Annotated in this window: 19 protein-coding genes; 16 read left to right on the top strand and 3 right to left on the bottom strand. The window is 42.7% G+C overall.

The features are described 5' to 3' along the window. Window positions 1-46: 46 nt before the first annotated feature. From BN161_RS03760 to BN161_RS03725, 7 genes are all read left to right on the top strand, one after another. The gene (locus BN161_RS03760) at window positions 47-1,069 is read left to right on the top strand and encodes a helix-turn-helix transcriptional regulator (RefSeq protein WP_044263279.1); all 1,023 of its coding nucleotides are present in this window, start codon (window positions 47-49) and stop codon (window positions 1,067-1,069) included. 816 nt (window positions 1,070-1,885) lie between these two features. Next, entirely contained in the window at window positions 1,886-3,499 is a 1,614-nt protein-coding gene (locus tag BN161_RS27955; protein WP_081743624.1) for a formylglycine-generating enzyme family protein, read from the top strand. A 117-nt stretch (window positions 3,500-3,616) separates the two neighbouring features. Beyond that, on the top strand, window positions 3,617-4,369 hold the full coding sequence (locus BN161_RS03750) for an AHH domain-containing protein (protein WP_167332487.1): 753 nt from the start codon (window positions 3,617-3,619) through the stop codon (window positions 4,367-4,369). Between the two features lie 109 nt (window positions 4,370-4,478). Then, window positions 4,479-4,715, top strand: coding sequence for a hypothetical protein (locus tag BN161_RS03745; protein ID WP_044263274.1), 237 nt, complete (start codon window positions 4,479-4,481; stop codon window positions 4,713-4,715). Beyond that, a complete protein-coding gene (locus BN161_RS03740) occupies window positions 4,715-4,933 on the top strand; it encodes a hypothetical protein (protein ID WP_044263272.1) in 219 nt (72 codons plus the stop codon). Before BN161_RS03745 ends, BN161_RS03740 begins: the two co-directional genes overlap by 1 nt. A 259-nt stretch (window positions 4,934-5,192) precedes the next feature. Further along, entirely contained in the window at window positions 5,193-6,122 is a 930-nt protein-coding gene (locus BN161_RS03730; RefSeq protein WP_044263268.1) for a WYL domain-containing protein, read from the top strand. A 223-nt stretch (window positions 6,123-6,345) separates the two neighbouring features. Then, entirely contained in the window at window positions 6,346-7,515 is a 1,170-nt protein-coding gene (locus tag BN161_RS03725) for a mechanosensitive ion channel family protein (RefSeq protein ID WP_044263338.1), read from the top strand. Here BN161_RS03725 and BN161_RS03720 read toward each other — a convergent pair. The 3 genes from BN161_RS03720 to BN161_RS03710 all read right to left on the bottom strand — a co-directional run bounded on the left by BN161_RS03720 (window position 7,512) and on the right by BN161_RS03710 (window position 11,707). Beyond that, complete coding sequence (locus tag BN161_RS03720) at window positions 7,512-8,585, bottom strand: endonuclease/exonuclease/phosphatase family protein (RefSeq protein WP_044263266.1); 1,074 nt, start codon at window positions 8,583-8,585, stop codon at window positions 7,512-7,514. The genes BN161_RS03725 and BN161_RS03720 overlap by 4 nt on opposite strands. After that, complete coding sequence (locus tag BN161_RS03715) at window positions 8,578-10,008, bottom strand: choice-of-anchor Q domain-containing protein (protein WP_044263265.1); 1,431 nt, start codon at window positions 10,006-10,008, stop codon at window positions 8,578-8,580. The genes BN161_RS03720 and BN161_RS03715 overlap by 8 nt, the downstream gene beginning before the upstream one ends. Before the next feature lie 238 nt (window positions 10,009-10,246). Beyond that, window positions 10,247-11,707, bottom strand: coding sequence for an aminoacyl-histidine dipeptidase (locus BN161_RS03710; protein ID WP_044263263.1), 1,461 nt, complete (start codon window positions 11,705-11,707; stop codon window positions 10,247-10,249). A 227-nt stretch (window positions 11,708-11,934) separates the two neighbouring features. On the opposite strand from BN161_RS03710, the gene BN161_RS03705 reads away from it, so the two are divergent. The 9 genes from BN161_RS03705 to BN161_RS03665 all read left to right on the top strand — a co-directional run bounded on the left by BN161_RS03705 (window position 11,935) and on the right by BN161_RS03665 (window position 26,704). Then, window positions 11,935-12,168, top strand: coding sequence for a hypothetical protein (locus tag BN161_RS03705; RefSeq protein WP_044263261.1), 234 nt, complete (start codon window positions 11,935-11,937; stop codon window positions 12,166-12,168). Between the two features lie 29 nt (window positions 12,169-12,197). Then, a complete protein-coding gene (locus BN161_RS03700) occupies window positions 12,198-12,809 on the top strand; it encodes an OmpH family outer membrane protein (RefSeq protein ID WP_044263259.1) in 612 nt (203 codons plus the stop codon). Window positions 12,810-13,019: 210 nt separating this feature from the next. Further along, window positions 13,020-14,417 carry a polysaccharide lyase 6 family protein gene (locus tag BN161_RS03695; protein ID WP_052356167.1) on the top strand — a complete coding sequence of 466 codons (1,398 nt, stop codon included), beginning with the start codon at window positions 13,020-13,022 and terminating at the stop codon, window positions 14,415-14,417. A 3-nt stretch (window positions 14,418-14,420) separates the two neighbouring features. Further along, the gene (locus BN161_RS03690) at window positions 14,421-17,261 is read left to right on the top strand and encodes an endopygalactorunase (RefSeq protein WP_044263257.1); all 2,841 of its coding nucleotides are present in this window, start codon (window positions 14,421-14,423) and stop codon (window positions 17,259-17,261) included. Between the two features lie 43 nt (window positions 17,262-17,304). Next, window positions 17,305-18,879 carry a DUF362 domain-containing protein gene (locus tag BN161_RS03685; protein ID WP_044263255.1) on the top strand — a complete coding sequence of 525 codons (1,575 nt, stop codon included), beginning with the start codon at window positions 17,305-17,307 and terminating at the stop codon, window positions 18,877-18,879. A 117-nt stretch (window positions 18,880-18,996) separates the two neighbouring features. Continuing rightward, window positions 18,997-21,177, top strand: coding sequence for a DUF362 domain-containing protein (locus BN161_RS03680; RefSeq protein ID WP_044263253.1), 2,181 nt, complete (start codon window positions 18,997-18,999; stop codon window positions 21,175-21,177). Between the two features lie 20 nt (window positions 21,178-21,197). After that, window positions 21,198-22,571: a glycoside hydrolase family 28 protein gene (locus tag BN161_RS03675; protein ID WP_044263252.1), complete on the top strand. Its 1,374-nt coding sequence runs from the start codon at window positions 21,198-21,200 to the stop codon at window positions 22,569-22,571. Window positions 22,572-22,579: 8 nt separating this feature from the next. After that, window positions 22,580-24,526 carry a glycoside hydrolase family 97 protein gene (locus BN161_RS03670; RefSeq protein WP_044263336.1) on the top strand — a complete coding sequence of 649 codons (1,947 nt, stop codon included), beginning with the start codon at window positions 22,580-22,582 and terminating at the stop codon, window positions 24,524-24,526. A 30-nt stretch (window positions 24,527-24,556) separates the two neighbouring features. Beyond that, the gene (locus tag BN161_RS03665) at window positions 24,557-26,704 is read left to right on the top strand and encodes a glycoside hydrolase family 31 protein (protein WP_044263250.1); all 2,148 of its coding nucleotides are present in this window, start codon (window positions 24,557-24,559) and stop codon (window positions 26,702-26,704) included. The last annotated feature ends 1 nt before the right edge of the window (window position 26,705 follow it).

Raw genomic sequence — 26,705 nt, 5'->3', positions numbered from 1 at the left:
TTGCGTAGTATGGATTATTTTTCTATTTTTGGGTAAAAAAGTAGATATGCCTGCCAATAGAAATGCATTAATAAGGTATAAGACAATAGATAATTGCCTACGCAACCCTTATCGTCGCTGGACACTGGATGACCTGGTGGAGGCTTGTTCCGGGGCTTTATATGAGTATGAAGGGATAGACAAAGGCATCTCGCGACGCACGGTGCAGATGGATATTCAAGTGATGCGAAGCGAGAAGCTGGGATATAATGCTCCGATTGAAGTGTATGAGAATAAGTATTATCGTTATGCCGAGCCCGACTATACCATAACGCGCCTGCCTCTGTCGCGAAACGATATAGAAGTTCTGTCGGAGGCGGTTAATCTGTTGCGACAGTTTCAGGATTTTGATTATTTCTCGGAGATGGCGGATGTGATTGGCCGCCTGCAGGACAGTGTGGCGGTAGCCCGGCATCATACTCCGGCAGTGATAGACTTCGAACGGAACAAGAACCTGATAGGTTTAGGCTATTTGAATCCTATTTATGATGCCATAGTGCGCCAGCAGACACTGCATTTGCGTTATCGTTCGTTCAATTCGCGCACTGCTAAGGATTATTATATTTATCCTTATCTATTGAAGGAGTATCGTAACCGCTGGTTTGTGTTTGGTGCGCGTGTAGGTGATCGGGAATTGGTGAATTTGGCTCTGGATCGCATCAAGGAGTTACTACTGGCGCCCGAAATACCTTATTATGCAAGTAAAGATTTCCATCCTGATACTTTCTTTGAAGATGTGATTGGGGTGACTAAGCACGAACGTTTGTCTAAGGCGACTATTCGCTTTAAAGCTGATAACCGTCAATCATCGTATATTCGGACTAAACCTTTGCATGCTTCGCAGACGTTGATAGAGCAGTGTGAGGATGGAAGCATGATTTTTGAAATCACGGTGGTTTTAAATCCGGAACTTTATACGGTGTTGATGGGATTCGGGCCGGGGGTAAAAGTGCTGTCACCGGAGAAGGTGGTGGTGGAGATGCGGAGATTATATCAGGAAGGGGCTGAAAACTACAAGAAACTCCATTGATTATATTCCGGTAATGCTTAAAAGATAACATTGGTATAAGTGGGCGCTCTTTTTCCCAACTGGAGAAATATTTTTTCCTAACTGGAGAAAAATAGTTTAGTAATAGCTGATAGCAGCGCAGCCCTTTATTTGTGTAATTCGCGTAATTTGTGTTCTATCATGATGTTCTGTTCATACCGACTTTTAGGCCAATCCTATGACCTTCTTCGTGTCCGGTCCGTATCTTCTCCGTACCAGATCCGTAGCAAATTCGGTTCTATAGGCTACGGAGATACTACGGAGAGGGTACGGCCTTGACACGGCCAGGATGCGAAGAAGCAGCTGCCATTGAGTATCTTGCAGAGAATAGCGTCTTTATTTGTTGTATGCTTACACTCTGACACTTTGCATTTTTTATCATTTGAAAAAAAACGTACTGCCGGTCATTGGCGGTATCTCCTTCTACCTTTGTCTTCCAAATAGATGAAAGAAAAGGCGGGCGGCTCCCAATATTTTTATCCTTTCGTATTTCTTTTACGGAAATCTTTTATACATTTGCCTTAGTAAAGAAAGAAAATATAGAAGAAAACAAAAAAGAGGACGAAAAATAAAATATTGTAGAACGTCGAAGACGTATTATTCTGAAGGTTAAATCTGGTAAATTCAACTTTTGGTCATGAATAATATAAGTCTGAGCATTGTTCACACCCGGACAGGGCGTGGAGCTGCTTCGCTTATTTCATGACCAAGGCTTACCAGAGCCGAACCTTCAAGAAATTTGAGATGTGGGTTCGCGCTCTTTTTTTATTAGAATATTAATTCAAATCTAAATAAAAAATGAGAAAGATAATATTATCGGTTCTATTGCTATTTTTAAGTGTGTGTGTATCGGCGCAAGAGAATAGTTTATCTAATAAAATGGCCTTAAATGATACTGTAAATACGGTGATTATTGATTATGTAGATACAAATGTTCACGCTATAATTGAAGATGAATTCGCCTTTTGGCGTATTCCAGTAATGATTTATGATTATATTTTTCTTAGCAAGGAGGATAAACAAAAAGAGTTAGAAGAAAAATTTCGTGAGAAACTGTCTGCCGAAAAGTTGGAAACTTTGATAAATGAGAAAATTGCTTTGTATAATGAAGAATGTAAGGATCTGAATGATAAAGTGCAGAATGTACAACTGGATGATATTGATGGTGTCATTGATGAACAGTTGTCTCAAGATATTCAAGAGCGTTTAGCATTGGAATTAGGAGATTGGACATTCGATATTTTGATTGGATTGATTATAATGTGGATTATTTCTTATTTTATTGGTAATTGGTTAGCTGCAAAAATACAAAATGCTTTGTTCATGGAACAGTTGGGACATAAAATTATAGACAAGAAGGCATCCGGTGCTTGGGGTGAGTTCTTTCATATGGGAGCTTCCATTTTATCTAGTGGGTATCAAGAGCGCCAACGGATGAAGGCAAAACGCAGAAAACGTAGAATAAAAATAGTTTTGGATATTCTTTTGCTTGTGGGTTGTTATTTATTGTTTACCAATCGTGCTATGGCAGTAGAACAAAGTTTGTCTGATTCTCTGATTGGTAAATATGCCGAATACCTTTCAGAACAAAATATAGCAGGCCAAATTTTTAAAGAATATTCAGTTAAGACAAAATCCAAAGTAGGGGCGATGGCGGATATAGATACAAATTTGTTAGAGATAGATGATGTTGCGTTGCCTGAGCAAAGTTTGGAAATAAAGGTTGGCGAGGTTTGTTTTTATATGCAACCGATAAATGGAGGTTGGTATAATAAAGGAGCTTCTCCTAAAAGATATAATTTAGATGAGTGGGACGAAAAAGAACATCCGGTTCATCGAGTGGGAATTTCGAGTTTTTATATGAATCGTTATGAAGTAACAAATGAGTTATGGAATGCCATAATGGATACTAATCCCTCTGTTTTTAAAGACGCAAAATTGCCGGTACAAAATGTGTCTTGGAATGCGGTACAAGAGTTCATAAAGAAACTTAACCTGGAAACTGGACGCCATTTTCGACTTCCGACAGATGCTGAATGGGAATTTGCTGCGAAAGGTGGTATTTACTCCAAGGAATATAGATATGCCGGGAGTAATGATCTGGATGAAGTAGCTTGGTGTAAAGTGAATAGTGGTAATGCACCTCATGAAGTTGGAACTAAAAAACCAAATGAATTAGGCCTTTATGATATGAGCGGTAATGTGGTAGAATGGTGTAGTGATTGGTATGGTGAATTGAAGGATCAAACTGTAGCCGATCCACAAGGACCATCGTCAGGGCTGTATCGTGTAGGACATGGTGGCGCTTGGAAGGCGGATATTAATTTTTGCCGCCCGAATGTTCGTTTGTATGACCAGCCTACAGCATATTATAATTATTTAGGCTTTCGTTTGGCATTAAATAAACATTGAATACCAGAATCCTAGAGAAAGAATATAGATATAATGAGACGGATATTTGTGTTAATAGGAATTTGTTTCCTGTCGGGTACTTTCAGCTCATGTGATAAAATTGCAAAAAAAGTCATATTGAAAGGTACGGAAGAAGCGACAGAAACAGCGTCAAAGAAATTATTACGGGAAAGTTTGGAGAAATCAACTTCCAAGAATTTGCTGGAAAAGGGATTAAAAGGAGGGCTTAAAGAAAGTTTGGCTGAGTTGCCTAAAGGGCGGAAAGCATTACAAACAATACAACATTTGGATGGAAGTTATACTCCTGAATTAAACAATTTAGGGAGAAATGCAAGTTCTTTTGGAGAGGATTTTAATAAACTGTTATTGAAAGAGCGACGAGCCGCTATATGTCCTTATGATCAGTTTCCTACTTTGCAACAATTAGCTGTATATGATAAGAGTAAATTGAAATTAATAGATGAACCTAATGCTGCCATTTTGAAACAGAATATGTTTGTGGCTATGGACAAAAAATCTGCTGGAATTAGTACGGCTTTTGGAGGAAATGCAGCCCATCATGTTGTAGAGGGAAGTGATCCCAGCGCTTTAAAATCTCGTGAACTATTGAAGAAATTCAATATAAATATTAATGCTCCTGAGAATGGGATCTTATTACCTGAAAATATGGAAACAAGTATATATAAAGGAACTGTCCATAAAACTCATCATACCAAAGGATATTCAAGTTATGTTTATGAGAAAATCAAAGATGCAAAATCGAGAGAGGAACTTATTATTAAGTTACAAGATATAAAGTCAGATTTGTATTCAGGAAAACTTAATTTGCAGGGAGTCAATCAGGAATTGAGTAAAAATATAGTTTTTTAAATAACTAGAGTAACAAAAATAAGTGAGATGCCGCCTGCTCTTGACCGAACCTCCCCCTAACTTTGCCTCCATAAAACAAACGGAATATAAACATTAAAATCGTTTAGTTATGGAGACAATTAAAGGTTTGATTAAAAGCCTCATTAACGGATGTATCGGAGCTATTGTCGGTGCGGCTTTTGCCACTGCTTTCGGATGGAACGAATGGATTCTTGCTGTCATTGGCTATATCCTTGGATGGCTATTGCTTTCCAAAAGTTTTTGGGAAGGCGTCAGGGAAAGTAAAGAAGAACTGGCGGAAGAGGATAGAAGAGAAGAAGAACGAAAAAGGAAGGAGGGAAAGTGATGACAAAGAAAGGTGTAGCCGAGTGGGTGTCTGTCATACTTTGCCTGTTGCCTTCGCCGTTCGTGATTATGTTTCTTCTCATTGTGGCAGGAGAAATACGTGAGGCATGGCATATCACTAACTTTCTGGCAGTAACTTTGTGCGCCATAGTGGGGCTGATAGCTTTATTTTTTACCTCGTGGGTTCTGGGTAAACTTGTTTATTTCATTATTAAATAAGGGTAAGGACTATGAGAGGCTGTCTGACAACTATTGTATTCTTGTTGATAACAAGTGGCTTATCAACTTTCATGCTTGGAAGTGCATTTTTTATTGCGGTATTGCTTGATCCTGATGCACCCAGCATGTTTGAATTGCAGTGGCATACCAATGTGATTCTGTTGGTTTATTTAATTGTATTTATAAAAATAATAGTGAAGGTCAGTAGAATGTTGAGTAATTCAATATGTGACTTTCTTTTCGGTAAGGAGGATGAACAATGATATTCAAATATAAATTTTGTTTGTGGTTGATCGATACCTTGAGTATCCAGCCGCTTACTTTGCCTGAGATACAGAAAAAATGGTTGAATGCATCGGCTAATGAGGATGGAGATCCGTTGGCGGAACGGACTTTCAACCGTTACCGGCGGGAAGCGGAATCATTGATGTATGTAGACATCAAATGTGATAAGCATGATGGGAATTTATATAAAATTATTCGACCGGATGGTTTTAAAAATGACGGGTTGCAGCAGTGGCTTTTAAGTGCTTTTCGTGTATCGAGTCTTGCTGAACGTGTGAATCAACGGGAGGAAGTGATGGTAGAACCTGCACCACCGGCTGCCAATCTTTTACAGGATGTGATGGAGGCTATCGATGGAAAGAAACTGCTTCGGATAGTGTATAAATCACATTATCAGGATGAGAAAGAAATCATTCTGTTGCCCGCTTTTGTTCGCCTCTTCAAACAACGATGGTATGTGATAGGCGAAGTTAGAGGCAAGGAGCGCACCATGACTTGCGCATTGGAACGGGTGAAAGAAATAGAATTGTTGGAAGAAAATAAGGTGAAATTCTCCCCTAAATTGCGGGCAATCTTGAAGCCGGAAGTTTATTTTGAACATTGTTTTGGAATTATACGACAGTCTGAGCCAATAACTATTCGTTTTCGTGCATTTTGGCCCCAAGATGCTTATCTAAAAGATGTTCCGCTCCACGCATCCCAAATAGAAGTGAATCATGCGGAAGATTATACAGACTTTGAAATGTTCGTGCGACCTACGTATGATCTAAAGCAAGAATTACTTTGGCATCGGGATAAATTGGCGATACTTTCACCGGAATCATTCCGACAGGATATGATACAGGTGCTTCGTGCAACGCTGGCGGGCTATGAAACAGGAGGAAGCCATGCAATAGATGAGTAAATGGATGTTTGGATAGTACGTTTGTGCCTAACTCAATGAGGTGAATAAATAAACGAAGGATAATAAAATGATTGTCAGGAGCATTTCTGTTCCAGACAGATATGCCGGGACTATTTTGCTGAAGCCGGAAAAGTAGGAGATGAAGCCGGGAAGAAGTTTCATTAAACAACAGCTCCTCTCTATTTGTTATTATTCCTATAAGCAATTAAGATCGGAGGAATATATGACGACATTAGGAGGGTGGATGAATAAAACCCTTGTAGGTTGGGGAATAGACCCTAAATTTGCGAATACATTTGATGAAACTATCATCGCCATATTAATCATTGCTGTAGCTATAGGGCTGGACTATCTGTTTCAGGCAATATTCGTAGGGGGAATGAAGCATTATACCAATCGTTCACCCCATCGCTGGAATACTTTGCTGATGAAGCGGAAAGTGGTTCCCCATCTGATACATACCTTACCGGGAATTCTGATTTACTTCCTGTTGCCTCATACCTTTGTACACGGAGTAGAACTGTTGGAGTTGTCGCAGAAAGTTTGTGCCGTATATATAGTGGCTGCTTTAGCCTTTGCGCTGAATGGGCTACTGCTCGTTTTTCTGGATTTTCATAATCAGAAAGGCACCAGTAAGAACCATCCGATGAAAGGCTTTGTCCAGGTATTGCAGGTCTTGTTATTCTTTGTGGCGGCTATCATTGCCATTTCTATTCTTATAGATAAATCTCCCGCAACCCTCTTTGCCGGGCTGGGTGCTTCGGCGGCAGTATTAATGTTAGTATTCAAGGATAGCATTCTGGGCTTTGTGGCTGGAGTACAACTCTCTGCCAATGAAATGTTGCGTATCGGCGACTGGATTGCCTTACCCAATGGCTCCGCCAACGGTATTGTGAAAGAGATAACCCTCAACACCGTAAAGATACAGAACTGGGATAACACGATTTCTACCATTCCGCCTTATACCTTGGTGAACGGCTCTTTCCAGAACTGGCGCGGTATGCAGGAGAGTGGTGGCCGGCGTGTGGATAAGAATATCTATCTGGACATGACGACCCTGAAGTTTTGCACTCCCGAAATGTTGGATACCATCCGTAAGGAAGTTCCTTTGATGGCAGACTATCAGCCGGCAGAAGGCGAGGTACCTACCAATGCGCAACTCTACCGTATTTACATCGAACGTTATCTTTGCAGCCTTCCTGTCGTGAACCAGGATTTGGACTTGATTATCAGCCAGAAGGAAATGACCACTTATGGAGTTCCCATTCAGGTTTACTTCTTTTCCCGAAACAAGGTATGGAAGGAATACGAACGTATTCAGTCCGATATATTCGATCATTTGCTGGTGATGGTACAGAAGTTTGATTTGAAACTGTATCAGTATTCGGATTAATAAATGAGCCGGAAATCCGCCCATACTGGGAGGTGATCGCTGTAACCACCTTGATACTTCATTCCGTAGTAAGTGCGGAATGGCTGTACACCGCCATACTTTTTATCTTCCGTCAATAGGAACGAAGAATGAAATACATCAGCCTTATCCTCGCCGGTGCAGAAATCCGCATCCGGTTGAAGAAGCGTTCCGGAGACAATGATATGATCCAGTAATCCCCATTCGCCCTGATATTTGTAACTGCCGAAGTGCTTTCGAATTGCGCTCTTGCGGGCAAGTAAGTGATAGAGCTTTTGCGGTTGCAGGCTGTCACCGTTCTGGGGTGGTGCTTCTGCTGAGAGTATTTTGTTGACGGATGCATTATCGGGATAATCATTGAAGTCTCCCATGATAAGAATTTGCGGATGATGCCGATAGGAATAGATACTGTCTACTGCGGCTTTCAGTTGTCCGGCAGCAAATAGACGATAGGGTTCACTCTCCTTGGCACCTCCTGAACGGGATGGAAGATGGACAACAAAGATGTCCAGGGTATCGCTGTTCAGCAACATTCCGCAGACGTGCAGTATATCCCGTGTAGGGCGGAATTTCTTTTTGCCGGATCTGTGAGGTATGGGAATACCCTGATGGGAAATCAATTTGAACTGATCTCTTTGATAGAGCAGTGCCACATCAATTCCGCGCTGGTCGGGTGAGTTGGTCATTACATAGCGATATCCGGCTTCCTTAAGAACCGAACGCTGGGTCAGATCGCGCAATACGCTGTCGTTTTCTACTTCGCAAAGGGCTACGAGTGCAGGCGGAGTCCAACCGCCTACGGCTGTGATTGTGCGGGCTATGGCATCCAGTTTCTTCTTATATTTCGTATAATTCCAGTGGCGTACTGCATCGGGCAGGAACTCGTAATCGTTCTTCAGCGTATCGTGGCGGCAATCGAATAAGTTTTCAACATTATAGCTGACGATGCGAAAAGAGAGAGAATCTTTCTTCGTTTGTCCGTAGAGGGTAAAAAAAGGGAAGAACAGCAAGAAGAGGAGATGCCATTTTAAGGTATAGCAATTATTATTCATCTTTTGAAGCCGATTTCTCATAGCATCCCGCATCCGGTGCTGTATCTTGTAGTCGGGAGTTCCCGTTTCTGTCTGTCGGATAAGCGATAGCATCTTCTTGCTTTCCTAAATTGATGGCTTTAGACTTTTCATTGAGGCTAAAGCTGTATTCCTGCGTACGGCTATCCATCAGCAAGAAGTTATCGTCTTTCTCCCAAATCACATTGACTATCTTGTCATTCTCTTCTTTCACCGAGTTGATGAGGCAGTGTGAGAAGTAATAATTGAAAGCTATACCCTCATTCTTGGAGCGTCCTCCGTTGATTTCATCCGTACCCGAACCTGCAATGATACAGTTACGGAAGATAGCCGATGAAAGCGGATAGGCCATGTCATCCTGTTCATTCCAGACTTGCAATGTCGTTCCTTTCCGTACGTTCCAACTGAAATAATTAGCCAGCGTACAGTGAGTGAATGTATAATCTCCTCCTAACAAACTGACGCAATTCTCTCCCGCATTACTGATTTCACTGTTTCCTACCACCACTTGGCACGATGTCAACTCCAGTCCATTGCCTGATACCTGCCGTATGATAGAAGACTCCAGTGTCAGTTTCCTGCGGTCTGTCATTGAAGAGTCACAGCGAATACCGAAACTTCCTCCATGAATGTCTGCATAAACAAGATGATTCTCGTAACTGCTCTTGTAGAATCGTATGCCGCCCCATTGTCCCGGTAACCGGTCGTAAGGAAGATAAGGGAACATACGGTCGGTGCGATCTCCCCGGAAAACGACCGGGGCGGATAAACTGCCTGTCACTGATAAGCGTCCGTGTACCTGCATTCCAGCCTTGCCGTGGAAATACAGGCGGGTACCTGCCGCCAGCGTTAAGTGCGCATCCGGAGCTACACTGATACTGTCATAAATCAATATCGGCCGTTGGGAGGCTATCAATGTATCTTTCTCGATTACTTTCCCCCGGAAAGTAAAAGCATCTTGTGCATACGCCCGTAGCTTAACTTCTTGCCGGATGCCATTCAGTTGAAAGAGGATAGAGTCTTTTATCAACCTGATGTCGGCATTGTCCTGCTGAGGCAGAGTCGCTTCTACAAAAATGTAGAGGCTGTCTTCTCCTGCAATTTCTATGTCGGAGAATTGATCCCCCCTAATGCCATCCACATTGATACGGAAACCGGATTTGCCGACATCGGCAAGAATAATGGAAGATATCAGCAATGCCTTCTTATGTGGATTGTAAACTTTCAGTTGGCAGGTGGAAGTGGGAATGCCGGTGAGTACGGTGTCCATACGCAGCGTGTCCTGTGAGAACCAAAGTGTATGCTTCGGGTCGGACGAATAATCATCCATGTCGTCGCAGGCGGCAAAGGACAACAGGAAAAGTATCGGGAATATATATATAAGGTATAGTGCTTTCGATTTCATACCGTACGTTCTGTAGGTTTTACTAAATAACGGTATTTCTGTCGCTTTATTATATCTGTCGCTTTTATCTTACTACCTTGATGAGACGATGGTATATTGAAAGGAGTTATATCTCTATAGGCTATTATGCAAAAGATGCCATCTTATGTTACGAAAGATGGCATCTTTTACATCAAAAGATGCCATCTTTTACATGCTCCCCTTTAACCATCCGTATAAGAGGAATAAGGGATGTGAGTTATTTCTTTACGGGAACATTAGCCAGGATATCCAGCAGGTGTTTCCAGAACTTATCTACTGTAGGAATCAGCATCCGTTCATCGGGAGAGTGCACACCCTGCAAAGTAGGACCAAAGGAAATCATATCCAGTGTCGGGTACTTATCGAGGAACAGACCGCATTCCAGTCCGGCATGGATAGCTTTCACCTTGGCATCTACACCGAATAAACGTTTGTATGACTCGACAGCGATTTCCAGTATTTCAGAGTGTGGATTAGGTTTCCAACCCGGATAGCCGTCACCGAAGGTAACTTTGGCATCGCCCATATCGAATACGGTACGTACCATATTGGCTATATCTTGCTTGGATGAGGCGGTAGAACTGCGTTGGCTGGTTTCGATGCGGATAATGTTGCCCGGCTTCATCTTGACGGATGCAAGGTTTGTAGACGTTTCTACCAGTCCGGGAATGTCCTGGCTCATAGCATACACTCCGTGAGGGCAAGCGTAGAGGCTTTGCAGCAGACGCTTCGTAGTATCTTTGTCGATGGCTTTCGCACGGGTGTTTTCCGATTCTAAGATAAGTTGCAGCCCCGGATCGACTACGGTATACTCAGCTTGTACTTCAGCCGCAAAAATATTCAGATCGGCACGCAGGTCATGCTTGTAGTCTTCCGGTATAGCGATAACCGCGTGTGCTTCGCGTGCAATGGCATTGCGCAGATTACCACCGTCTATTTCACGCAAGTACATATCATACTTCTGGAAAGTCTGACTCAGGAAACGGTTCAATATCTTATTGGCATTACCGAGCCCCAAATGGATATCTCCACCGGAGTGTCCGCCTTTCAATCCTTTCACCTGCACCTTGCAGCAGAAGTATCCGGCAGGTACGTCTACCTCTTTATATGTAAACTCTGCAACGGAGTCGATACCTCCTGCGCAGCCGATAAAAAGTTCTCCTTCATCTTCCGAGTCGAGGTTCAACAGAATATCACCGTTCATGAAACCTTTTTTCAGGGCGAAGGCACCTGTCAGTCCGGTTTCTTCGTCCACCGTAAACAGACATTCCAGAGGTCCGTGTTGAATACTGTCATCGGCGAGGATAGCCAGTTCAGTGGCTACGCCGATACCGTTGTCGGCTCCCAGTGTTGTACCTTTGGCTTTCAGCCATTCCCCTTCAATTACGGTTTCTATCGGGTCGGTGAGGAAGTCGTGCTGCACATCGTTGTTCTTTTCGCACACCATGTCGATGTGAGATTGCAGCACTACGGTCTTACAGTTCTCCATACCCGGTGTAGCGGTTTTTTTGATGAGGACGTTACCGGCTTCGTCAACCAGTGTTTCCAACTTATGTTTCTCACCGAATGCTTTCAGATAAGCAATCATTTTCTCTTCCTTCTTCGAAGGACGCGGCACTTGGCAGATTTCATCGAAATAATGAAAAACGCCTGCCGGTTTCAGTTCATTCTTTTCCATATTAATTCCTTTATGAATGTTCGTATTTAACCTCTTATTGCTAAATATGGTTAAATCAATTGGCTATTTTATTACCGTTTCTCTTTTTTTATGGTAAAAAAAGTGGGTTAGTCCATACAAAGCCCTATATTTGCACCCACAAAAATAGAGCAAATTGAATGCAAAAGAAAATTTTATTTTCATTTTGCTGAAATGCAGTCTATTTTCGTATTACAAAAATAGTAGAAATGCTCGATACAGTATTGATAAGTTTGTTAATAGTTGCTATTTGCATTGCATTATTAGGTGTAAAAGTCTTTTTTGTGAAAGGCGGAAAGTTCCCGAACGGGCACGTCAGCGGTAATAAAGCAATGCGGGAGAGAGGTATTGGGTGTGTCCAGTCGCAGGACCGGGAAGCACAGAAGAAACCCCGTTTCTCCATTGACGAATTGGAAAAAGCCTTAAATGATAGTATGAATTAATAATTTTAAAACTATATTTTTTACAAGTTATGAAGAGATTGAACTACCTCGTAAACGGTTTGGCTGCCCTTGCACTTATCGTTTTATTTTCTCAGTGTACAGGTAAAGCTGATAGTCAAACGGCAACTACGTCAGGACAAGCTTCAGGAGAACTTACTGGAATGAAGATTGCTTATGTTGAAATAGACACGCTTCTGGCACAATATAATTTCTGCGTCGATCTGAATGAAGGTATGGTCAAGAAGAGTGAGAATGTTCGCATGACGATAAACCAGAAAGCTCGGGAATTGGATAAGCAGAAACAGGAATTCCAGACGAAGTATCAGAATAATGCGTATCTTTCTCCGGAAAGAGCTCAGCAGGAATACAACCGTATTGCTAAACTGGAGCAAGACTTGCAGGCTTTGAGCAATAAGTTACAGTCAGAATTGATGAGTGAAAACGAAAAGAATAGCTTGCAATTGCGTGATTCTATCAATGCTTTCCTGAAAGAGTATAATAAGACAAAGGGATACAGCATGATCATCAGCAATACCGGTTTTGATAACCTGTTGTATGCTGACAGCATCTATAATATTACAAAAGAAATCGTAGACGGATTGAATGCAAGATATTCTTCTCCGGCACCGGCTAAGAAATAAATAATTTCTATTTTTAGAAAAGGGTCGTCCCCTTACGTTGTAATCACAATGTAAGGGGACGATTTTTTTATATCTGCACTTCAGGTTTATAAAAACGTACCATTCTTTTGAATAATCTTCTCAAACTACTTCTGGAGGGAAGGAGGCTATTTCCGTTCATGTTTTAATCATCTATATTTGCTCTGTGATTTTAAACTCTAATTGAAAAACATGATGAAAAAACTTTGTGTTCTTTTGCTTTTAACAGTGTCACTCTTTGCCAATGCCAAAGAGTATACATTTTCACCGGAAGATGTTCCGGCGATGAAACAGTTGTTGGGTGGTGGAAACTTACAGCCGGGAGATGCCGTCATACTGAAAGACGGAACGTATCATAATCTGGAAGAAATACATTTTACGGGTAAAGGGGTTTTCGGTAAACCGATTGTCTGGCGGGCTGAGAATCCCGGAAGGGCTGTTGTTTCGGGGAAGTTAAGGCTGAAGATATATGGAGAGTATCTGCAACTGGAGGATTTACTCTTTTATAAGGCGTGGGCCATAGGGCATGATATGATTGATTTTCAGAGGGAGAAAGGAGAATATGCATCTTATTGCCGGATGACTCGTTGTGTGATTGATGAGTGTAATGACCCCCAAAAAGGCGAACGACCGAATGAAGGGGATGAATACTGGGTTGGATTACGAGGAACAAATAACCGGATAGACCACTGCTATTTTGCTAATAAACGGGTAGGAGGACTGGTTCTACAGGTATGGCTAAGTGCTGATAACCACTTGAACAATCATCTGATAGACCATAATTTTTTCGGCGAACGTCAGCCTTATGGTGGTAATGGAGCAGAAATTATTCGTATCGGACACTCTTGGTCTTCTCAGTTGGAATCTCGGACAATTGTTGAGGACAATGTCTTCTTCAGGTGTAGTGGGGAAAATGAGATTATTTCTGTGAAGTCCTGTCATAATGTGTTGCGCAGAAACTTGTTTTATGAATCTGCCGGAGGACTGGTTTGTCGCCATGGACATTACAATGTGATAGAGGCAAATACATTTATAGGGCATAATCTGCGTGGAACTGCCGGTATTCGTATCATTAATCAGGGACATACGGTTTACGATAATTATATTAAAGATGTAAGGTCATTTGGACTGTTGGTGCGCGTGGGAGTCTACGAACGCCCTACGGTGGAAACGGATGTGAAGCAAGAACCGTTAACTTCATACCATCGGGTAGAGAATGTGGATATCGCTTATAATACTTTTCTGAATAGTTCTTTGGAGTTAGGATCAGGTCGCGGAGAAAAGATGCCCCGTAATGTTCGTTTTGCCCATAATTTGTTCGCAGGACAAACTCCTGAATTAAAGATAGTGAGAGCGGATGAAGTACTTCCCGGTTTTTTATTGCTGGATAATCAGTGGGCATTTTCTGATAAGAATGCCCTTTCAGCTGTTTCTTATGAACAGGTGAGAGAAGGATTTAAACCTATTGACATGCCTTCCGGTTTGGAACAAAAGGAAAAAGAACGGATAGATGCCTGTATCTTTACTGTCGGTCCGACATGGTATAAGGCAGTGAATGAGAATGTAAACCATATCAATACGAACCGCTAATTTATGAGAAATACACTATTGGGTATGAAGTTTATACTATTAAAAACTTTTCTTGTTCTTTTGCTGCTGGGAGTGGCAGGAACAAATATACAGGCAGGTGAATTGTATCCCTGGCAACTAACGCGTGACTCTTTATTATTGTTTGAAGGTACTACCAATCGTTATACTGTAGACACTCCCGAGAATGCAGGGTTAAGCTCCACTTTGCCCTCAGTTGAAGCTTTGAAAGAGCAATTGTTTCATTCCGGTTCTGGCGTTTATCGTCTTTTTACTTCTACCGGACAGGAGAAAACGGAAGGTTTCCCCGCTAATGGCGATTATTTGCAATCATCTTCTAAAAAGCGTTTGTCTGTGGGGATACGTAAAGGGGCATTGCCGCCTCTGATTAAGTTAGATCGTACTGCATTTACTATAAAGACTGCGGGAAATCTGACACTTGATTTCTATGCAGGACAACGTAGTCCGATGACTACTGCTACAATCCGCGTACCGGAAGGTATTGACATAACGTTGGATAATACAACGGTAAATGTAATAGGTCGTGGAGAAGTAATTCTCCGTGATTTGCCTAAGCAGTCTATCGGAAGAACCGGAACCAACTATTCTTATAAAAAAGTTGGAGATGTGGAAATACGTAAAGATGGGAAGAATGGCACTCTGTTGATCTTTAAAGATTTGGATTTCCGTCCCTCTAACGGACCTGATATCCGTCTTTGTTTCCGTGGAGTGGCAATACCGGAAAAGGGGAACTATACATTCGAGGCTGATTATATAACCTCTCAACCTGAAGTCTTGCATAGTCCGATTGCCATTGCAACTTTTGAAGGTGTGACGACCGTTGCCGATTTTACCCGTACTCCCTTGCGGGCATTTACGTATAAAAAAGATTGGGATTTATCATTCACTTCTTTCTACTGGACAACTCCTCGTAATGCGGAATCTGTGACTTTGTTATTATCTGAGGATAGGGGAAAGACTTGGAAACCTGTAAGAACGGAGATATTACCGGATGATGATTTTGCTGCCGTCGGTCGGTTGAATTCTAATCAACTGTATGCTTTTAAATTACTTGTGAAAGGAGGAGATAATCAGGGCGAATCAAATATAGCTTGGTTCTATTCCGGTTTGCAGGATATCAAGACTACGGGAGTAAAAGGAGATGGAATAGCAGACGATACGGAAATCATTAACAAAGCTATTAAAGAGATGAATAAGTTGGGTGGGGGTATTCTGCGATTCACGGCAGGTACCTATAATGTGAGGACGGTTCATCTGTTGAGCAATGTCTGGCTGCATCTGGATGCAGATGCCACAATTCAGGGACTTCCGGGTGGTGATGTGCCGGAAACGACCTGGTTTAGTGACCGGGCTTACCGTTCGGGACTTTCTCCTACCGATCCTCGCCCTTATGCCGATCCGGAAAACTATCTGACGAAGCAGGATGTGGGACATACATTTTTCCGTAATGCAATGTTCTTTGGAGAACGCATTGATAATGTGAAGATCGTGGGTACAGGCCGTATTACGGGTAATGGTAATCTGGTTACTTCTGATAAAGTAATGAATAATGCTCCCGAGAAACGTTGCGACAAAATGTTCTCTTTGAAACTTTGTACCAATATTGAAATTGGAGGCTGGAATATAGGTAAAGATATGTGGTATGATCCACAAAAAGATGAGCCCTGCTATATAGATACGGATAATCGGAAGAATTATGATGTCAGCAATATGCTGCATATAGATCAGGGAGGGCATTTTGTTTTGTTGGCTACAGGTACTGATGGTATTCATGTGCATGATACCTATTTTGCCAAACATAATACCCGGAATGCCCGTGATATTTACGACTTTATGGCATGTAATGATGTAACGGTGACGAACATTTATTCGCGTGTCAGTTCGGATGATATTGTGAAACCGGGTTCGGATTGTTCATTAGGTTTTACCCGTCCGGCACGTAACTATATGGTACGCAATATAGTTGGAGATACCAATTGTAACCTGTTCCAGATAGGTTCGGAAACAGCGGATGATATTCAGGATTTATATGTGGATAATATTTATGTACTAGGTGCCAATAAAGCAGGTTTCTCTATATCTACCAATGATGGCGGACATATAAAAAATGTCTATCTGAATAGTGGAAAGACAGGACCGATACATTCCCGTTCGGTGATGCATCGTACGCGTGCTCCGTTCTTCATATCTATATCCAATAGAGGCCGTGTGTTGGGTGCTGACGTCGCTCCTTTTACATTCACGGAAAATGGAAGTGTACGTAAAGAGTTGTTGGTGATTAACTCTGATATCGGGCAAGTGGAGAATATTGTGATTTATGGAGTAGACATTGATGAGGTTTATGGTGGAAGTTCTTTCCGGGGAGATCGCTGGAAAGCATACGATGGCTCTCAAAATACGGCAACTCCCATCATTGCAGGTTTCAAACTGCCGGATACAGAAGTTGTGGAAGGAGGCCTGACGTTCCGTTTGCCAAATGGCCAGCATACCGGGTATATTAAGAATGTACAGTTCCATGATGTAAATTTACTCGTGAAAGGAGGACATCCGGTAGAAGATGCAGAAGCGTATCCGCCTGAAATCGGAGTAGGACGTTATAATGTAGGTGATTTGAAAATACAACCTTCTTTTGGTTTCTGGGCGCGTCATGTGAAGGACTTCCTATTAGATAATTGCAGTATCAGTGCTGAGCAGAAAGATGGGCGTTATGCAGTAGTACTGGATGATGTGATTGGCGCTGAGATTAGGAATCTGAAAGTGAAAGAAGGCATTACGGATAAAGAAAACGTAAAAGTGCTTCGTAGTGAAAAGATTATCATCAAATAAGAACGGAGAAACATGAAGAAATAATAGATAATGGTGAGAAAGTATGAAACGTATTTATTTATATTTTAAAGAAAGGACCGAGAAAGGGGAATTTACTTCCAGAGGGATACAGATACTCTTCTTTTGGGGACTCGGTCTTTTTTCTACTATCTGGTTTTTAGTACGGGTTATTCCGAAACCTTCCCGCGCCAGCTATCCATGTATGCAGACAGCGGCACCGCTGATGTCCGCATTTGTCATGTACTTACTCTCGTTCATGGGAGTCTGGGTGAGCCTGCGTAAGCTACGTGAAGCATTTCATAACCGGAAAATGGCAATAGGAGTCTTTGCATTTGCAGGTCTTTGTTTTTTCGGAACTTTGATGTTGGTAGAAAACAGTACTGAGCTGTTGGCTCAAACTGTTCTTCCGGTGAGAGAACCCCGTATGGCATGGGGAAAGAATAATCCGGTAGGAGAGGCGAAAGGTATTTATCCGGGACGGGTGGTATGGACTCATGCACCGGGTGTCGCTACATGGGAGAAAGGAGAGGGCTTTTGGTTTGAAGATCGCTGGAATAATCAGACAGATGCTGACTGGCTTCTAAACCAGTCTCTCTTGTCCTTGACCGGAGAGAAGAAAGAAAAGGCAGCCTGGAAATCTCTTTTTGCTTATTTCAATCAACAGCATGATAGAGGGAAGTATGGATATAGGAAAGGAGAAAGAATTGCTATCAAGATTAATCAGAATAATACTTTCTCACATGAAGATTGTGAACAGTTGAATGCCTCTCCGCATCTGACGCTTGCTTTGCTTCGTAGTTTGGTAAATGACGGTGGTGTGCCTCAGGAGCAAATCACGGTATTCGATGCCAGCCGTTTTATAACAAAGGCTCTTTATGATAAATGTCATGCAGAATTTCCCGGTGTCGTATGTCTGGATAATGACGGTGGAAACGGACGTACCCGATCAACTTATACGGCAGATGCGATTCCGTATTCAGCCGATAACGGTCGTTTGGCAAGAGGATTGGCGAAATGTGCACTTGAAGCTGATTATTTGATAAATATGGCATTGTTGAAAGGACATGGTGGACAGGGAGTGACACTCTGTGCGAAAAACTGGTATGGAGTAACGGACATAAACAAGGACTTCCGTAAAAATCAGCATAATAATTTTAATCAGGATCGTGGTGGAAAGCCACGCTATATGACTTTCACCGATTATATTGCACATAAAGATCTGGGACAAAAGACAATGCTTTTTCTGATAGATGGTCTATATGGTTCGGAAAAGGTGAACGGGGCGCCTTCCGGTAAATGGAAGATATCACCGTTTAATGGAGACTGGCCTTGCTCACTGCTGGCTTCTCAAGATCCGGTAGCCATTGATGCGGTGGGTATTGATTTCCTGAGTGCGGAGTTTCCGCGTATGGCCGATGTGGATTATTGCGATATGTATCTGGTGGAAGCGGCTCTGGCAGACCGTCCGTTGTCCGCCACTTTCTATGATCCGGAAAGAGATGGCACAGGAGTTGGCAGCCTCGGAGTTTTGGAGCATTGGAATAATCCGGAAGAAAAGAAATATAGCCGTAATATGGGGAAAGACATTGGAATAGAGTTAGTCTATTTACATAAATAAGATACTGTCTGCTTGGTTGAGACGATTTTTCAAGTATTTGATGGAATACTGATAACCGTCTCTTTTTTATCTGCCTATTTTTGTAACCATGAAAGATAATCCTTTATATCTAATGAAATGAATACAAAAATAAAAAGATGGTTCTTTAAGACTTGTCCGAAGAGTGGACGGATCGTTGGAATCAACAAGAAAAATGTTGTTTTGAAGATTTGCTTTCCTCTGTTCGGGTTAGCAGCTCTGATCTGGTTTTTGATACGTGTTGTGCCCAAACCTTCCAGAATAGACTATCCCTGTCAGCAAATTGCAGCTCCTATCGCTTTCTCTTTCGTAGCTTTTATCAGTAGCACATTGGTTGGATTTGGTGCGTGGAAACGTTTCAAACTCTTGTGGCATTCCCGTCGGTTCTATATGGGGGTGTCCGTATTGGCAGTCGGTATATTATTATCGTGTACATTATATATAATGTCAGTGGATAATTCTCTGATGGGACAGGTCATTCGTAAGCAAATTGATAATGGTACTGATATGGGACGTTTTGTGCCTATTGATGCTCCCAACACTCCGATAGGAGTAGCCAAAGGAATTCATCCGGGGCGGGTGGCATGGGCATATGATCCGAAGGCGGCTGCCTGGGGTGGAAAAAGAGGACTTTATTCGGATCCGGATAATAATAGTCAGACACGTGTCGATGATATGATGGAGGGAGTGATTATTGCACTGACCCGCCAGAATACGATTGATAAGGCATGGGATGAATTGTTCAGAACCTTTAATTATAAGAAAGGTAAGGGAGCGGTAAAGTATAAGAAAGGTGAGAAGATTGCTATCAAGATTAATCTGAATGACAATGGTGGAACTAATATTATTGATGCTACTCCACAGTCAGTGTATTCTTTGCTGCATCAATTGGTGAATATCATGAAGGTTCCTCAGAACTGTATAACAGTATATGATGCACAGCGTCGGGGTATTTCGGCTGTTTATGACTATGTACAGCCGGTTTATCCGGATGTACATTATCAGAATTGGGGAGGATTTGTTCCTAACGTGATTTGTTATTCCAGCGAGATAACCGATGCCGGTGCCAGAAGTTTGGCACGTGCGGCTTATGAAGCCGACTATATGATTAACATGGCATTGATGAAAAGACACTCAGAACCGACCGATAAATGGAGGGACAGTGCCGGACAGACTGCCATAACGGCTACTGGTAAGAATCAGTTTGGTTCCATAGGCAATGTACCGCCTTTGCATCTTTCTATTCGTGACTGGTCTTCTTTCCGTGGTATGGGCACTTATAATAGCATTGTCGATCTGATGGCTCACGAGCGTATAGGTGGAAATACTTTGGTGTATCTGGTGGATGCTATGTACGTAAATCCCAAGCATAACGGGAAAGCGGTACGTTTCCAACTTCCTCCGTTCAATAATGGCTGGACTTCCAGTTTTCTGGCTTCCAATGATCAGGTCGCTATCGAATCAGTGGTACTTGATTTCATTTATTCGGAACTTCCTTTATGTGCCAATGCCGACAATTTTCTTCATGAGGCGGCAAATATAGGGAATCCTCCTTCAGGAATAGCTTATGTCGGAAAAGAGCAAGGTAGCTTGGGCGTACATGAACATTGGAATAATCCGACACATCGGATGTACAGCCGTAATCTGGGTACAGGTAAAGGAATCGAATTATACAGAGTTCCGTTGAATGAAAAACGTCCGGCAATAGAATACTTCTACGCAGATGAAAATGCTTTGCATTATAAAACATCTCATGCAGAGGAAGTGCGATTGAATGGTAAACGTTTGGAAGATGCAGAAGGCATCATTCCTTTGTCTATTTCTAAGACGACTGAGTTTGATCTGAAAACTTTGGCAAATGGAAAAGTAACATCTTCACAACGTGTAGTGGTACGTCGCTTGGAAAATATAGAGATATGTCAAGCTAAAGATATGGAAAGACAGGGATCTGCATCCTTGAATGAGGATGGTTCGGTAGAATTCAAAGGCGAGAAAGGAAGTTCAGAAGGAAGTGTGAGTTGGAAAGTGAACATTCCGCATAAAGGTGAATACTATTTCATCGTATCTTATACGGGTGGCAATCCGGTTCCCTCTTACTTATATATTAATGGAGAGAAGATTAGTGAGAATATCGGTTATTTGGCTACCTCCGGTGAAAAACGTAGAGAATTTATTTTTCCTGTAGCCTTGGCCAAAGGTACCAATGAATTGCGTTTGGAACATCCGGGACGGCGCAGTAATAAGATTTATACAGTGAATATTGCAAAGGAAATTAAATAGTTAATTAACCAATACTAATCATGAAAACGAAAAAGAATTTATTACTGTTGTCACTATTGCTTGTACTGCCATTTACTTTGCAGGCTGAAACATTCAATGTAAAGAAGTACGGTGCACGGGGAAATGGCAAAAGGATGGATTCACCGGCCATCCAGAAAGCAATTGATGCTTGTCATAAAGCAGGCGGTGGAACGGTGCTTGTGCCTGCCGGAACCTATTTGTCGGCTACTATCGTGCTAAAAGATAATGTAACTTTACATTTGGAGAAAGATGCCCTTATTCTGGGTACTACCGATTATAAAGTTTACGATAACCTTGATCCTTTTACGGAAGGTCTGGGTATCGATGTCGGTTGGGCATTACTGGTAGCGGTGGATGCTAAAAATGTGGCATTAGAGGGTGAAGGTGCTATCGATGGTCAAGGTTCGGCTTTGAAAGAACGGCATATAAAAGTAGATACCCGTCCGGAAGGACAGCGTTGGGGATTGCGTCCTTTCCTGCTTCGCTGGGTGCGTTGCGAAGGTGTACGCGTAGAAGGAGTTACTTTAAAATATGCAGGTGCCTGGACTTCCCATTATTTCCAATGCCGCAATGTGAATATCCATAATGTGACGATACGCAGCTTTGGAGTGGCTCACAACGATGGTATTAATATTGATGGTTGCCAGCATGTACGCATTAGTAATTGTGATATTGTCAGTGGTGACGATGCTCTTTGCTTTAAGACTACTGCCAGTAAAATGGGATGTGATGACATCATTGTTACGGACATGAAGTTGAAAAGTAATCAGGCAGGTATCAAGATGGGAACAGAATCCATGGCAGGATTTGAGAACATCAAGATCAGTAATTGTCATATTTACGACACCAAGAATGGAGGTATTAAGTTATTCTCTGTAGATGGAGCCCATTTGCGTAATGTGGAAATCTCTGATATCACAATGGACGAAGTACGTACGCCGATGCTATTTCGTTTGGGTGCCCGCCTGAGTGTATTCCGTAAACAGGAAGATACCCGGCAACCTATCGGTGTCTTTGAAAATGTGATAATCCGTAATGTGAAAGCGGTGGCTGCAGATAAGGCTCAACTCACACCTCCTTCCGGTATTCTGATTACGGGTATTCCGGGACATTACATCACAAACCTGACTTTAGAAAATATTCATATTCGTTTATTGGGTACAGGAACTCCTGAGGATGCCTTGTCTCAGGTACCTGAAGCTATAGATAAATACCCGGAGGTAAAAACTTTCGGGCCTAAGATTCCGGCATACGGAGTATGGGCACGCCACGTGAAAGGGTTGAAACTGAAGAATGTTACGTTTGAGTTGAAGAACCCCGATGCTCGTCCGGAGATTATTTGTGAAGATGGGGATATACAAATATATAAATGATAAATACCATGAAAAAACTATTGAATACAGTACTGTTTCTGTTTGTAATATTAATGGCTTCTTGTACGGCTCCTGATGCATGGGAATTAGTATCTAAAGACAGCAACGTCCGCTTTGCCTTGGAGAATAAACAAGAAAATGGAAGTACAATGCTTAGTTACTCTGTCTTTTATAAAGATGGAGTGGCGATGGAGAAATCTCTTTTAGGGCTGGTTATGGATAATTGTGAGTATGGAAAAGACGCACAATTTGTTTCCGTTTCTGCTGTGAAAGATATTTCTAATGCTTATCAGCTAAAATCCGGTAAGAAGATGAATACTACGGATGAGTGTCGTGAACAGACTTTTACTTTCCGTACTAAAGAGGATAAGCGGTTTAATTTGATCGTAAGGGTATATAATGACGGAGTGGCTTTCCGCTATGAACTACCCGGAGAGGATGGACAAATGCGGACTATCCAATCTGAACATACAGAGTTTGCCGTACCCGTAAATGGAAAAGCGTGGATACATCCGTATGACTGGAACGATCGTCACAAACCGAGCTATGAACAATATTGCCGAAGTGAAATAGATATCCGTTCGGAATGTGGACATGGACGTGGTTGGGCATTCCCTATGCTATTCAACACCAACGGAGTCTGGATGATGATAACGGAAGCTCATCTGGATGGCTCATATCCTGCTACTCATATTGATAATGCCGGAACCGATAAAGCATATAAAATCCGTTTTCCGGAGCCGGATGAACCAATTGTACCGGATGCAGTAGAACCGGTATCGGAATTACCGTGGTTCACTCCCTGGCGTGCTATTATCATAGGAGATGATCTGAATACTATATTCCAGACACAAATGATTTCGCACCTGAATCCTGCATCTGTATTGAATGATGAATCCTGGATAAAGGCCGGACGCGCATCCTGGAGTTGGTGGTCTAATGGCGGTACTCCCCGTGATTATAAAGCGCAGCTGAAATATGTGGATCTTAGCGCAGAAATGGGTTGGGAATATATGCTGATTGATGCCGGTTGGCAAAACATGGGCAACGGTGGCACTATGGAAGATGTCGTGAAATACGCGCAGAAAAAGGGAGTGGGTGTTTGGTTATGGTACCATTCCGGTGCAGGACGTGAAAAGGATTCTATACCGGCGCATCGTCTGATGAGCGATCCTGAATTACGTCGTGCAGAAATGAAACGCATCAGTGAAGTAGGAGTGAAAGGAATCAAGGTCGATTTCTTTGATACAGACAAACAACGTATTATTCAACTTTATCCGGCTTTATTGAAAGATGCGGCAGATAATCATTTGCTGGTAGATCTTCATGGTGCCACTCTACCCCGTGGCTTTGAACGTACGTATCCGAATATGCTGACCACGGAAGCTATCCGGGGTGCAGAAACTCTGGGACGTCAGGAACGTTGCGACCAGGCGGCAAAACACAATGCTACTGTACCTTTCACACGCAATGTAGTCGGTTCGATGGATTATACCCCGGTGACTTTCTCTGATAAAGTACGTCAGGGAGTACCAGCTATACGCAGGACAACTATGGGACATCAGTTGGCCCTTGCAGTTGTCTTCGAATCCGGTTTCCAATGTTATGCTGATAAGGCGGAGTCTTATCTTTCTTTGCCGGAGCAACCCAAACAATTCCTGAAAGAAGTACCCGCAGCCTGGGACGAGAGCATCCTGTTGGCCGGCTATCCGGCTGATTATGCTGTTGTGGCACGTCGTTCCGGTGATGTATGGTATATCGGCGGCATCAGCGGTAAGGAGGAGGAACGAGAAATAGAATTTACTTTGCCCGTCGGATGTGAAGATAGATCATTCACTATGATTATAGATGGAAAAGATAAGGATAGCTTTGACTACATGCCTGTAGAAAATACAAATGGGACGGTAAAAGTGAAAGTTCTTCCGAACGGTGGCTTTGCCGGTATGATTCGATGATAATAACACTATTATAATAAAATGGAGAGAATGAAGAAGATTTTGATTGTAGGGGCGATGGCCCTGTTGATGCTATGTCCTGCCAAAGCACAGATTGTATGGCAGCAAGTGGAGCCCGGCGTTTGGAAAGGCGTGGTAGGTACTCCTGAAGAATATTCATTATTGGGTGTGGCCGGTGTTACGCCACAAAAGGAAGGTTTTGCCCGCTTGCCGGAGGTGACATTGCCTGAATTGGCGAATGAAATTGTGGGTTCCATACAGGATGGTAAAACAAGTCTCCGCATTCCTTTGCAGCGCAAGGAACAGTTGTACGGCTTTGGACTGAACTTTCAGACGGTACACCAACGTGGCAAGATCCTGAACCTGCATGTAGACCATTACGGTGGACGTGATAACGGGCGTACACATGCTCCTGTTCCCTTTTATATTTCCAGTTCCGGTTATGGAGTACTGATTAATTCGGCACGTTATCTGACGGTATATGCAGGTAGCGGCGCACGTAAGGACAGTCCGAATGCTCCGGTGGCCAAAGACCGTAATATGGATAAGACCTGGACATCAGCTCCTTACTCGGATGCCGTCTCTATCTTGGTTCCTGCTCCGGGTGTAGAAATTTATCTGTTCGCCGGACCTACTCCTATGGATGTTGTCCGTCGTTATAACCTGTTCTGTGGAGGAGGTACATTACCTCCGCGTTGGGGCCTGGGCTTTACACAACGTACAAAGAAGCTCTATACAGCTGAAGACGTGAAGAACGAAGCGGATGAGTTTGAACAACGTGGTTTCCCGTTGGACTTCATCGGACTGGAACCAGGTTGGCAAAGCAAAGCGTATCCTTGTACCTTTGAGTGGGATGCTACTCGCTATCCTGATCCCGCCGGTTTTGTGAAAGATATGTTGGCTAAAGGAGTACGTATCAACTTATGGACAAACCCATACGTTTCTCCCGATTCAAAGATATATAAGGAAATGTATCCGGTAAGTGGTTCACACACCGTATGGTGTGGTATCGTGCCCGACCTGGCAGGCGAGAAAGCCCGCAAAATCTGGATGGATAAGCTGGAACAGGAACACGTGAATATCGGTGTCAGCGGTTATAAAGTGGATGAAGTAGACGGATACGACCGTTATGTCTGGCCGGATGTAGCTACTTTTCCCAGTGGAATTGCTGCCGAGCAGATGCGCCAGACTTATGGTTTGTGGGTTCAACGCACTACTGCGGAATTGTACAAGAAGCGTAATCAACGTACCTTCGGATTGGTTCGTGCATCGAATGCCGGTGCAACTTCTTTCCCCTATGTGATTTATAATGACTATTACAGCCATCAGGACTTTATCACTGCTTTGATTAACTCAGGCTTTAGTGGTGTATTGTGGACTCCGGAAGTACGTAGTTCCAGTTCATCGGAAGATTGGTTACGTCGTTTCCAGTCTGTAGTATTCTCGCCGATGGCAATGATTAATGCCTGGGCAAGCGGTACGAAACCCTGGACTTTCCCCGAAGTAGAGAATCAGATAAAAGAGTATGCTATGCTGCGTATGCAGATGATGCCTTACTGGTATAGTGAATTTGCACGTTACCATTTCGATGGTATTCCTCCGTTCCGTGCCATGAATCTGGAACCGGGTTTTAACCCTGAACAAGGAACTACAGCGAAACTGTCGGATGCAAATCTGGAAGATAACCCTTATTTGGAAGCGGTTTCCAAAGAAATTAAGGATCAGTATATGGCTGGTGAATATCTGTTGGTAGCTCCCATGTTCAAAGGCCAGAAAGAACGTACGGTGGTATTGCCTAAGGGAGACTGGTACGATTTCTATACGGGTAAATATGTGGGCAATGGAGAGAAGATTACTGTTACACCGGGCTTGGACCGTATTCCGGTATATGTAAAGGATGGAGCTATCCTGCCATTTATGGAGGCCCGTCTGCATGCGCCGAAAGCAGGAGAGAAGGTGAATCTGGAAATCCGCCATTATGGAAAAGCGGATGGTTCTTACCGTCTGTATGATGATGACGGAGAAACATTCGATTATGAGAAGGGCGCCTATTCCTGGCGTGATATCACTGTGACACGCGATAAGAAAGGCAAGCTGAAAGGTGCTATATCCAAAGCTGAAAAGGGGAAACCGAATAGCATTGCCAATGTTACCTGGAAGTTTATGACAGAAGAATGAT

This window comes from Bacteroides timonensis (genome assembly GCF_000513195.1).
Lineage (GTDB): Bacteria > Bacteroidota > Bacteroidia > Bacteroidales > Bacteroidaceae > Bacteroides > Bacteroides timonensis.
This window is presented reverse-complemented; position numbering and strand designations above follow the sequence as displayed.

What these genes read in the sequence shown, in the direction of transcription:
- BN161_RS03760 (WP_044263279.1), top strand. Translation starts at nt 47, where the DNA reads ATGCCTGCCAATAGAAATGCATTAATAAGGTATAAGACAATAGATAAT.
- BN161_RS27955 (WP_081743624.1), top strand. Translation starts at nt 1,886, where the DNA reads ATGAGAAAGATAATATTATCGGTTCTATTGCTATTTTTAAGTGTGTGT.
- BN161_RS03745 (WP_044263274.1), top strand. Translation starts at nt 4,479, where the DNA reads ATGGAGACAATTAAAGGTTTGATTAAAAGCCTCATTAACGGATGTATC.
- BN161_RS03740 (WP_044263272.1), top strand. Translation starts at nt 4,715, where the DNA reads ATGACAAAGAAAGGTGTAGCCGAGTGGGTGTCTGTCATACTTTGCCTG.
- BN161_RS03730 (WP_044263268.1), top strand. Translation starts at nt 5,193, where the DNA reads ATGATATTCAAATATAAATTTTGTTTGTGGTTGATCGATACCTTGAGT.
- BN161_RS03725 (WP_044263338.1), top strand. Translation starts at nt 6,346, where the DNA reads ATGACGACATTAGGAGGGTGGATGAATAAAACCCTTGTAGGTTGGGGA.
- BN161_RS03720 (WP_044263266.1), bottom strand. Translation starts at nt 8,585, where the DNA reads ATGAATAATAATTGCTATACCTTAAAATGGCATCTCCTCTTCTTGCTG.
- BN161_RS03715 (WP_044263265.1), bottom strand. Translation starts at nt 10,008, where the DNA reads ATGAAATCGAAAGCACTATACCTTATATATATATTCCCGATACTTTTC.
- BN161_RS03710 (WP_044263263.1), bottom strand. Translation starts at nt 11,707, where the DNA reads ATGGAAAAGAATGAACTGAAACCGGCAGGCGTTTTTCATTATTTCGAT.
- BN161_RS03705 (WP_044263261.1), top strand. Translation starts at nt 11,935, where the DNA reads ATGCTCGATACAGTATTGATAAGTTTGTTAATAGTTGCTATTTGCATT.
- BN161_RS03700 (WP_044263259.1), top strand. Translation starts at nt 12,198, where the DNA reads ATGAAGAGATTGAACTACCTCGTAAACGGTTTGGCTGCCCTTGCACTT.
- BN161_RS03695 (WP_052356167.1), top strand. Translation starts at nt 13,020, where the DNA reads ATGATGAAAAAACTTTGTGTTCTTTTGCTTTTAACAGTGTCACTCTTT.
- BN161_RS03690 (WP_044263257.1), top strand. Translation starts at nt 14,421, where the DNA reads ATGAGAAATACACTATTGGGTATGAAGTTTATACTATTAAAAACTTTT.
- BN161_RS03685 (WP_044263255.1), top strand. Translation starts at nt 17,305, where the DNA reads ATGAAACGTATTTATTTATATTTTAAAGAAAGGACCGAGAAAGGGGAA.
- BN161_RS03680 (WP_044263253.1), top strand. Translation starts at nt 18,997, where the DNA reads ATGAATACAAAAATAAAAAGATGGTTCTTTAAGACTTGTCCGAAGAGT.
- BN161_RS03675 (WP_044263252.1), top strand. Translation starts at nt 21,198, where the DNA reads ATGAAAACGAAAAAGAATTTATTACTGTTGTCACTATTGCTTGTACTG.
- BN161_RS03670 (WP_044263336.1), top strand. Translation starts at nt 22,580, where the DNA reads ATGAAAAAACTATTGAATACAGTACTGTTTCTGTTTGTAATATTAATG.
- BN161_RS03665 (WP_044263250.1), top strand. Translation starts at nt 24,557, where the DNA reads ATGAAGAAGATTTTGATTGTAGGGGCGATGGCCCTGTTGATGCTATGT.